This is a genomic window from Streptomyces sp. E2N166 (assembly GCF_003671715.1).
Lineage (GTDB): Bacteria > Actinomycetota > Actinomycetes > Streptomycetales > Streptomycetaceae > Streptomyces > Streptomyces thinghirensis.
In genome coordinates, this window is the sequence record NZ_RAIF01000012.1 from 65,805 (window position 1) to 73,983 (window position 8,179).

The 8,179-nt window shown below is 75.0% G+C and carries 8 protein-coding genes; 7 read left to right on the forward strand and 1 reads right to left on the reverse strand.

The genetic code is table 11. The features are described 5' to 3' along the window. The first annotated feature begins 169 nt into the window (after positions 1-169). The 3 genes from cobO to cobI are packed head-to-tail and all read left to right on the forward strand — an operon-like array spanning position 170 to position 2,894. A complete protein-coding gene (cobO, locus tag EBH09_RS07910; protein ID WP_121746338.1) occupies positions 170-769 on the forward strand; it encodes a cob(I)yrinic acid a,c-diamide adenosyltransferase in 600 nt (199 codons plus the stop codon). Further along, complete coding sequence (locus tag EBH09_RS07915) at positions 763-2,148, forward strand: cobyrinate a,c-diamide synthase (RefSeq protein WP_121746339.1); 1,386 nt, start codon at positions 763-765, stop codon at positions 2,146-2,148. The genes cobO and EBH09_RS07915 overlap by 7 nt, the downstream gene beginning before the upstream one ends. Next, positions 2,145-2,894: a precorrin-2 C(20)-methyltransferase gene (gene cobI, locus EBH09_RS07920; RefSeq protein ID WP_121747287.1), complete on the forward strand. Its 750-nt coding sequence runs from the start codon at positions 2,145-2,147 to the stop codon at positions 2,892-2,894. Before EBH09_RS07915 ends, cobI begins: the two co-directional genes overlap by 4 nt. Positions 2,895-2,905: 11 nt before the next feature. Here cobI and EBH09_RS07925 read toward each other — a convergent pair whose 3' ends face one another. After that, positions 2,906-3,634, reverse strand: coding sequence for a ZIP family metal transporter (locus EBH09_RS07925; protein WP_121746340.1), 729 nt, complete (start codon positions 3,632-3,634; stop codon positions 2,906-2,908). An 86-nt stretch (positions 3,635-3,720) separates the two neighbouring features. Here EBH09_RS07925 and cobM point away from each other — a divergent pair, with 86 nt between their 5' ends. From cobM to EBH09_RS07945, 4 genes are read left to right on the forward strand one after another with little or no spacing between them, the layout of a single operon-like run. Continuing rightward, positions 3,721-4,581, forward strand: coding sequence for a precorrin-4 C(11)-methyltransferase (cobM, locus tag EBH09_RS07930; RefSeq protein ID WP_193776188.1), 861 nt, complete (start codon positions 3,721-3,723; stop codon positions 4,579-4,581). Next, positions 4,578-5,813: a precorrin-6y C5,15-methyltransferase (decarboxylating) subunit CbiE gene (cbiE, locus tag EBH09_RS07935; RefSeq protein WP_193776189.1), complete on the forward strand. Its 1,236-nt coding sequence runs from the start codon at positions 4,578-4,580 to the stop codon at positions 5,811-5,813. The genes cobM and cbiE overlap by 4 nt, the downstream gene beginning before the upstream one ends. Next, entirely contained in the window at positions 5,810-7,507 is a 1,698-nt protein-coding gene (gene cobJ, locus EBH09_RS07940; protein WP_121746341.1) for a precorrin-3B C(17)-methyltransferase, read from the forward strand. Before cbiE ends, cobJ begins: the two co-directional genes overlap by 4 nt. Next, positions 7,504-8,118: a precorrin-8X methylmutase gene (locus EBH09_RS07945; RefSeq protein WP_121746342.1), complete on the forward strand. Its 615-nt coding sequence runs from the start codon at positions 7,504-7,506 to the stop codon at positions 8,116-8,118. Before cobJ ends, EBH09_RS07945 begins: the two co-directional genes overlap by 4 nt. Positions 8,119-8,179: the final 61 nt, after the last annotated feature.

Here is an 8,179-nt window from a genome sequence, read left to right on the forward strand (position 1 = left end):
ACGGGGTCGCCTCCGTCGTCGTGGACTGCGAGTCGGGGCCGGTGCGGCTGGGGCTGGCCGGACAGCTCGCGGGTGAGCTGGGCGGTACGGCGGTGACGCTCGACGAGCTGCGGGCGGACTCCATCGCAGGTCTGGTGAGGGACGTTCAGGGCAGCAGGAGGGCCGCGTAATGCCGCAGGGCAAGCCGAGTGTCGTACCGGACGACGGACTGACGACGCGCCAGCGGCGGAACCGACCGCTGGTCGTCGTGCACACGGGTGTGGGGAAGGGCAAGTCGACCGCCGCCTTCGGGCTGGCGCTGCGGGCCTGGAACCAGGGGTGGCCGATCGGGGTGTTCCAGTTCGTCAAGTCGGCGAAGTGGAAGGTCGGCGAGGAGAACGCGCTGCGGGTGCTGGGCGCCAGCGGTGAGGGCGGGTCCGTCGACTGGCACAAGATGGGCGAGGGCTGGTCCTGGGTCCAGCGCGACGCGCAGATGAACAACGAGGAGAAGGCCCGGGAGGGCTGGGAGCAGGTCAAGCGGGATCTGGCCGCCGAGACGTACAGGCTGTACGTGCTGGACGAGTTCGCCTACCCGATGCACTGGGGATGGATCGACACCGACGAGGTCGTGTCCGTGCTCCGGGACCGGCCCGGGACCCAGCACGTCGTGATCACCGGGCGGAACGCTCCGGAGAAGCTGGTGGAGTTCGCCGACCTCGTCACCGACATGTCCAAGGTCAAGCACCCGATGGACGCGGGGCAGAAGGGGCAGAGGGGCATCGAGTGGTGACCTCGCCCTCCGTTCCCCGGCTGGTCGTCGCCGCCCCCTCCTCGGGCAGCGGCAAGACCACCGTCGCCACGGGGCTGATGGCCGCGCTCGCCGGGCGCGGGCTCGCCGTGTCGCCGCACAAGGTCGGGCCCGACTACATCGACCCCGGGTACCACTCGCTCGCCACGGGGCGGACGGGGCGGAACCTGGACGCCTACCTGTGCGGGGCGGAGCTGGTGGCTCCGCTGTTCCTGCGCGGGGCGCGCGGCTGCGACATCGCGGTCGTCGAAGGTGTGATGGGGCTGTACGACGGTGCCGCCGGGGAGGGTGAGCTGGCGTCCACCGCGCACGTCGCCAAGTTGCTGCGCGCGCCGGTCGTGCTGGTCGTCGACGCGTCGTCGCAGTCGCGGTCGGTGGCGGCGCTGGTGCACGGGTTCGTGAGCTGGGACCCGGAGGTGCGGGTCGGGGGTGTGATCCTCAACAAGGTCGGGTCGGACCGGCACGAGGCGCTGCTGCGGGAGGCGCTGGACTCCGTCGGGGTGCCGGTGCTGGGCGTGCTGCGCCGCGCCGCGCTGGTGGAGACGCCGTCGCGGCATCTGGGGCTGGTGCCGGTCGCCGAGCGGGGGCCGGAGGCGGTCGACGCCGTCGCGGCGATGGCGGCGCTGGTCTCCGACGGGTGTGATCTGGAGGCGTTGGTGGCGCTGGCGCGGGCTGCCGGGCCGTTGCCAGGGGGCTCCGCGCCCTGGACCCCCGGGCCGTCGCCCACCCACCGACCGACTCGGTCGGACAACGGGTTCCCGTTGCGCGTCGCCGTCGCCGGCGGGTCCGCCTTCACCTTCTCCTACGCCGAGCACTCCGAGCTGCTCGCCGCCGCCGGGGCCGAGGTCGTCACCTTCGATCCCCTGCGGGACGAGGAGCTGCCGGAAGGCACTCGGGGGCTCGTCGTCGGGGGCGGGTTCCCCGAGGTGTACGCGTCCGAGCTGGCCGCCAACGAGCCGCTGCGCAAGGCCGTCGCCGAGCTGGTGTCGAGCGGCGCTCCCGTCGCCGCCGAGTGCGCGGGGCTGCTCTATCTGTGCCGGGAGCTGGACGGGCTGCCGATGTGCGGGGTGCTGGACGCCTCCGCGCGGATGACGGAGCGGCTGACGCTGGGCTACCGGGACGCCGTGGCCGTGAGCGACAGCGCGCTGGCCGTCGCGGGGACGCGGATGCGGGGGCACGAGTTCCACCGGACGGTCGTGGAGCCGGGGGCCGGGGCGGCACCGGCGTGGGGGGTGCGTGCGCCCGAGCGGCGCGTCGAGGGATTTGTGGAGCGCGGTGTGCACGCGAGCTATCTGCACACGCACTGGGCGTCCGAGCCCGGTGTCGCCCGTCGGTTCGTGGAGAGGTGCCGGACGTCATGAGCAGCAGGCTGATCGGGGTGGGGGTCGGGCCCGGGGATCCCGAACTGGTGACCGTCAAGGGGGTCAACGCGCTGCGGGCCGCCGAGGTCGTCGTCGTACCCGTCATGGCTGCACCTGATGGAAAGGACGGCGGCGAGCGGGGGCGGGCGGAAGCCACCGTGCTGCACTACGTGGGCGCCGAGAAGGTCGTCCGGGTCGTGTTCGCGCTGAACGAGCGCACCGACCGGGCCCGGCGTGAGGCCGCCTGGGACGCGGCCGGGGAGCGGGTCGCCGCTCTGCTGCGGGAGCACGGCAGCGTCGCCTTCGCGACCATCGGCGATCCGAACGTGTACTCGACCTTCACCTATCTCGCGCAGACCGTCGGCGACCTCGTGCCGGGCACCGTCGTGGAGACCGTGCCGGGCATCACCGCCATGCAGGATCTCGCGGCTCGGTCCGGTGCCGTGCTGACCGAGGGCACCGAGCCGCTGACGCTGGTGCCGGTCACCGCGGGGGCCGCCGTGCTCAAGGACGCGTTGAACGGGCCGGGCACGGTCGTCGCCTACAAGTTCGGCCGGCAGGCGGGCGAGGTCGCCGAGGCACTGCGGGAGACCGGGCGGCTGGACGACGCCGTGTGGGGGTCGGCGCTCGGGCTGCCGGAGGAGTCCGTACGGGCGGCGGCCGAGCTGGACGGCGGGCCGCTGCCCTACCTCTCGACGCTCATCGCGCCCGCGCCGCGCGAGGGCGGGCGGGGCGGCAAGTTGTGAACCGGGGCTCGTCACTCCGCCACGCCCACCACCAGCCAGATGAACGCCGCGCCCGCGACCGTGCACAGCAGGGTCGAGCGGGCGGGATGCTCGTGGTGGGCCTCGGGGAGGATCTCGGCGGCGGCGAGGTAGAGCAGTACGCCGCCGAACAGGCCGAGATACGCGCCGAGTACGCCCTCCGGGATCGAGAAGAGGAGGGTCGAGGCGGCACCGGCCACGGGCGCCACGGCGTCGGCGAACAGCATGGCGACCGCGCGGCGCCGGGCGTTCCCGTACAGGGTGGTCAGCGTGTAGGTGTTGAAGCCGTCCGCGAAGTCGTGGGCGATCACGGCCATCGCGACCGCCGCGCCCATGCCGCCGCCGACCTGGAAGGCCGCGCCGATCGCCACGCCGTCCATCGCGCTGTGCCCGACCATCGCGGCGGCGGCCGTCAGGCCCACCTGGGGCGAACGCTGTCCGTGCTCGTCGGCGCCGTGCGCGGCGCGGCGGGCGGCCAGCAGGCGTTCCACCAGGTGCGCGAGCAGGAATCCGGCGACGAAGAGGAGCAGTGCCTCGGGCACGCCGAACACCTCGTCGCCCGCCGCGTGAAGCGCCTCCGGCAGCAGGTCGAGGCCGACCACGCCCAGCATCAGGCCGCCGGCCAGGCCCAGGACCAGGTGGCGCCGGTCGGTCACGCGCTGTGCCGTCCAGCCGCCGGCCAGCGTCATCAGGAACGCGCCGAGCGCGACGAAGACCGCCATGGGCCCTTGCTATCCGATCAGAGCGCGTATCCGTGCGCACGACAGCGACAACCGCAGTAAATATGCGTAGGAAAGGACCCCATCCCATGGCTTCCGTGGCTCCCGAGGCTTCCGTTGCCGGTGCTCCCGCGGCCGACGTCTCCCCCGGCAGGGTGACCTTCGTCGGTGCCGGTCCCGGCGCCGCCGACCTGCTGACGTTCCGCGCCGCGCGTGCCATCGCCGAGGCCGATGTCGTGATCTGGGCGGCGAGCCTGGTCCAGGCGGAGGTCCTCCAGCACGCGCGCGAGGACGCGGAGATCCTGGACTCGGCGACGATGTCGCTGGAGGACGTCGTCGCCGTCTACCGGCGGGCCCGGCAGGAGGGCCTGCGGGTGGCCCGCATCCACTCCGGGGACCCGGCCCTCTGGGGCGGCACGCAGGAGCAGCTCGACCGGTGCGCGCAGATCGGCATCGCCACCGAGATCGTGCCCGGCGTCTCCGCCTTCTCCGCGGTCGCCGCGCTCGCGCGGCGGGAGCTGACCATCCCGGAGGTCGCGCAGTCCGTCGTCCTCACCCGGCTCGGCGGCGGCAAGACGCCGATGCCGCCCGGGGAGGAGGTCCGCGAGTTCGCGAAGCACGGCACGACCATGGCGATCTTCCTGTCGGCGGCCCGCAGCGGTCAGCTGGTGCGGGAGCTGCTGGAGGGCGGCTACCCGACCGAGACCCCGGTGGTCGTCGCCTACCAGGCCACCTGGCCGGAGGAGCTGGTCGTGCGGTGCACGATCGGCACGCTGGAGGAGACGGTCAAGGAGCACAAGCTCTGGAAGCACACCCTCTTCCTGGTCGGCCCGGCTCTCGACGCGCACGGCACCCGCTCGCACCTGTACCACCCGGGGCACTTCCACGGTTATCGGAAGGCCGACCCGGAGGCTCGCAGGGAGCTGCGCACGCGGGGTGCGAGCACGTGATCACCGTGGTGGGGATGGGGGCCGGTGCGCCGCCCGGCGCGGACGTCGCCGCCGGTGCGGAGCTGGTCGTCGGCGGGCGGCGGAATCTGGACGCCGTACGGCTGCCGGAGGGGGCCGAGCGGGTCGTCCTCGGAGCGCTGGCGCCCGCCCTCGACACGGTCGCGGAGTACGTCGCGAAGGAGCGGGCGGTCGTCGTACTCGCCTCCGGGGACCCGGGGTTCTTCGGGATCGTGCGGGCGCTGGCCGAGCGGTTCGGGCCGGAGCGGCTCGACGTCCGGCCCGGTGTCTCCTCCGTCGCCGCCGCGTTCGCGCGGGTCGGGCTGCCGTGGGACGACGCGGTGGTGGCCAGTGCGCACGGGCGGGAGCTGCGGACGGCGGTGAACGTGTGCCGCGCGCACCCCAAGGTCGCCGTGCTGACGGGGCCCGGGGCCGGTCCGGCGGAGCTGGGGGCCGCGCTGCGGGCCGACCCGCGGGTCCTCGTCGTCGCCTCCGCGCTGGGGTCCGCCGAGGAGCGCGTGGAGCGGGTGACGCCCGCCGAGGCCGCCGTCCGTGACTGGGGGGCGGCGGTGAGCGTGGTGCTGTGCCTGGACGAGGCGCGGACGCTGGGGCCGGTGCGGACGGTCGCCGGGCCGCCGCGGCCGACAGCCGCCGGGTGGGCGCTGGACGAGGCCGAGTTCGCGCACCGCGACTCGATGATCACCAAGTTCGAGGTGCGGGCGCTGGCGCTGGCCCGGCTCGGCCCTCGCCCCGGTGACCTGGTCTGGGACGTCGGCGCGGGCTCCGGGTCGGTCGCCGTGGAGTGCGCGCGGCTGGGCGCCGCCGTCACCGCCGTCGAGAAGACGCCGGACGGTGTCGCGCGCGTCCGCGCCAACGCCGCCGCGCACGGCGTCGACGTCCGGGCGGTGCACGGGGCGGCGCCCACGGTGCTGTCCGACCTGGACGACCCCGACGCCGTGTTCGTCGGCGGTGGCGGACCCGAACTGCCCGCCATCGTCGCGCAGTGCGCGCGGCGGGCGCGGCGGGCCGTGGTCGTCGCCATGGCCGCGCTGGACCGGGTGCCGGCGGCCCGCCGGGCGCTGCTCGACGCCGGGCTGGAGTGCGACGGGGTGCTGTTGCAGTCGTCCCGGCTCGCGCCGCTGCCGGGGGACGTGACCCGGCTCGCGGCGACCAATCCCGTCTTCCTGCTGTGGGGCGTGAGGCCGCACAGCCGTACCGAAGGAGTTGCCCCTTGATCGGCCTCATTTCCGCCACCGCGGCGGGCGCGGCCGCGCGGGACCGGCTGGCCGCGGCGTGGCCGGACCGCACGCGCGTGTACGAGGGTCCCGTCGCGGACGGCGTACGGGCCGCGTTCGCCGAGTGCGAGCAGCTCGTGTGCTTCCTGGCCACGGGTGCCGTGGTCCGGCTCGTGGCGCCGTTGCTCGGCGACAAGCGGACCGATCCCGGTGTTGTGTGCGTCGACGAGGGCGGGCGGTTCGCCGTGTCGCTGGTCGGCGGCCACGGGGGCGGCGCCAACGAACTCGCCCGTGCCGTCGGCGGGGTGCTGGGTGCCGAGCCCGTGGTGACGACCGCGACGGACGCCGTCGGGCTGGCCGGCCTGGACACGCTCGGGCTGCCCGTGGAGGGCGATGTCGCCGGGGTCTCGCGGGCTCTGCTGGACGGCGAGCCGGTCGCGCTGCGGTCGGAGGTGCGGTGGCCGCTGCCGCCCCTGCCCGTCGCCGAGGAGGGGGCGTACACGGTCCGGCTGACGGACCGTCTGGTGGAGCCGGCCGAGCGCGAGGCCGTGCTGCGTCCGCCGTCCCTGGTCGTCGGCGTCGGCGCCTCCAAGGGGGCGCCGGCCGACGAGGTGCTCGGGCTGGTCGAGGCGGCTCTGCGTGGCGCCGGGCTGTCCGCCGCGTCGGTCGCCGAGCTGGCCACCGTGGACGCCAAGGCGGAGGAGCCCGGGATCGTCGGGGCGGCCGAGCGGCTCGGTGTGCCCCTGGTGACGTACTCCGCCGGGGAACTGGCGGGCATCGACGTGCCCAACCCCTCCGACGCGCCGCTCGCCGCCGTGGGCACGCCGTCCGTCGCGGAGGCGGCGGCGCTCGTGCGCGGCGGCGAACTCCTCGTGCCCAAGCGGAAGTCGGCGGCGAGCCCCGCCATGGCGACCTGTGCCGTCGTACGGCGGCCGGGGCGCGGGCGGCTCGCGGTGGTCGGGCTCGGGCCGGGCGCCCGGGACCTGGTCACGCCGCGCGCGCAGGCCGAGCTGCGGCGGGCCTCCGTGCTGGTCGGCCTCGACCAGTACGTCGAGCAGATCCGCGACCTGCTGCGGCCCGGCACACGGGTCCTGGAGTCGGGGCTCGGCGCCGAGGAGGAGCGGGCCCGCACGGCGGTCGAGGAGGCCCGGCGCGGGCACGCCGTGGCGCTGATCGGCAGCGGGGACGCCGGGGTGTACGCCATGGCCTCGCCCGCGCTGGCGGAGGCGTCCGACGACATCGACGTGGTCGGGGTGCCGGGCGTGACGGCGGCGCTCGCGGCCGGGGCGATCCTGGGGGCGCCGCTCGGCCACGACCACGTGTCGATCAGCCTGTCCGACCTGCACACGCCGTGGGAGGTCATCGAGCGGCGGGTGCGGGCGGCGGCCGAGGCGGACATCGTCGTGACGTTCTACAACCCGCGCAGCCGGGGCCGGGACTGGCAGTTGCCCAAGGCGCTGGCGATCCTCGCGGAGCACCGGGAGCCGGCGACGCCGGTCGGGGTCGTGCGCAACGCGTCGCGGGCCGACGAGTCCAGCCGCCTGACCACGCTGACGGCTCTCGACCCGGCGACGGTCGACATGATGACGGTCGTGACGGTGGGCAACACCGCGACCCGGGAGATCGCCGGGCGCATGGTGACGCCGCGCGGCTACCGCTGGCAGGGGACGTCGTCACAGGAGGAGCCGAAGTGAGCCGTGTCGTGCACCCCATCGAGCAGGAGTCCTTCCGGCGGCTGCGCGCCCGGCTGGACACCTCGCACTTCCCGCCGCTGACCCGGGCGGTGGTGGAGCGGGTCATCCACTCCGCCGCCGATCTGGAGTACGCGTCCGACCTCGTCATGGACGAGGGCGAGCTGGTGAGGGCGCACGCCGCGCTGCACGCCGGGGCGCCGGTCGTCGTGGACGTGGAGATGGTCGCGGCGGGGATCACCCGGCGCCGGACCGTGTGCCGGCTGAAGGACGCCGTCGCCGGTCCCGGGCTGACGCGCTCCGCGCACGCCATGCGGCTGGCGTACGAGCAGGTCGGGCCCGGCGCGCTCTGGGTGATCGGCTGTGCGCCGACCGCGCTGGAGGAGCTGCTCACCCTCGACGCCTCGCCCGCGCTCGTCGTCGGGCTGCCCGTCGGCTTCGTCGGGGCGGCCGAGTCCAAGGCCGCGCTGCGGGAGAGCGGACTGCCCGCCGTGAGCAACGTGTCCGAGAAGGGCGGGTCGGCGGTCGCCGCGGCCGCGCTGAACGCCCTGCTGTACCACCCCACTTCGTACGCCGATCCGTACGCCGATTCGCACTCCGAGGAGAAATCGTGACCACCCCCCCGCCCGCCCTGCTCATCGCCGGACACGGCACCCGGGACGAGGCCGGAGCCGA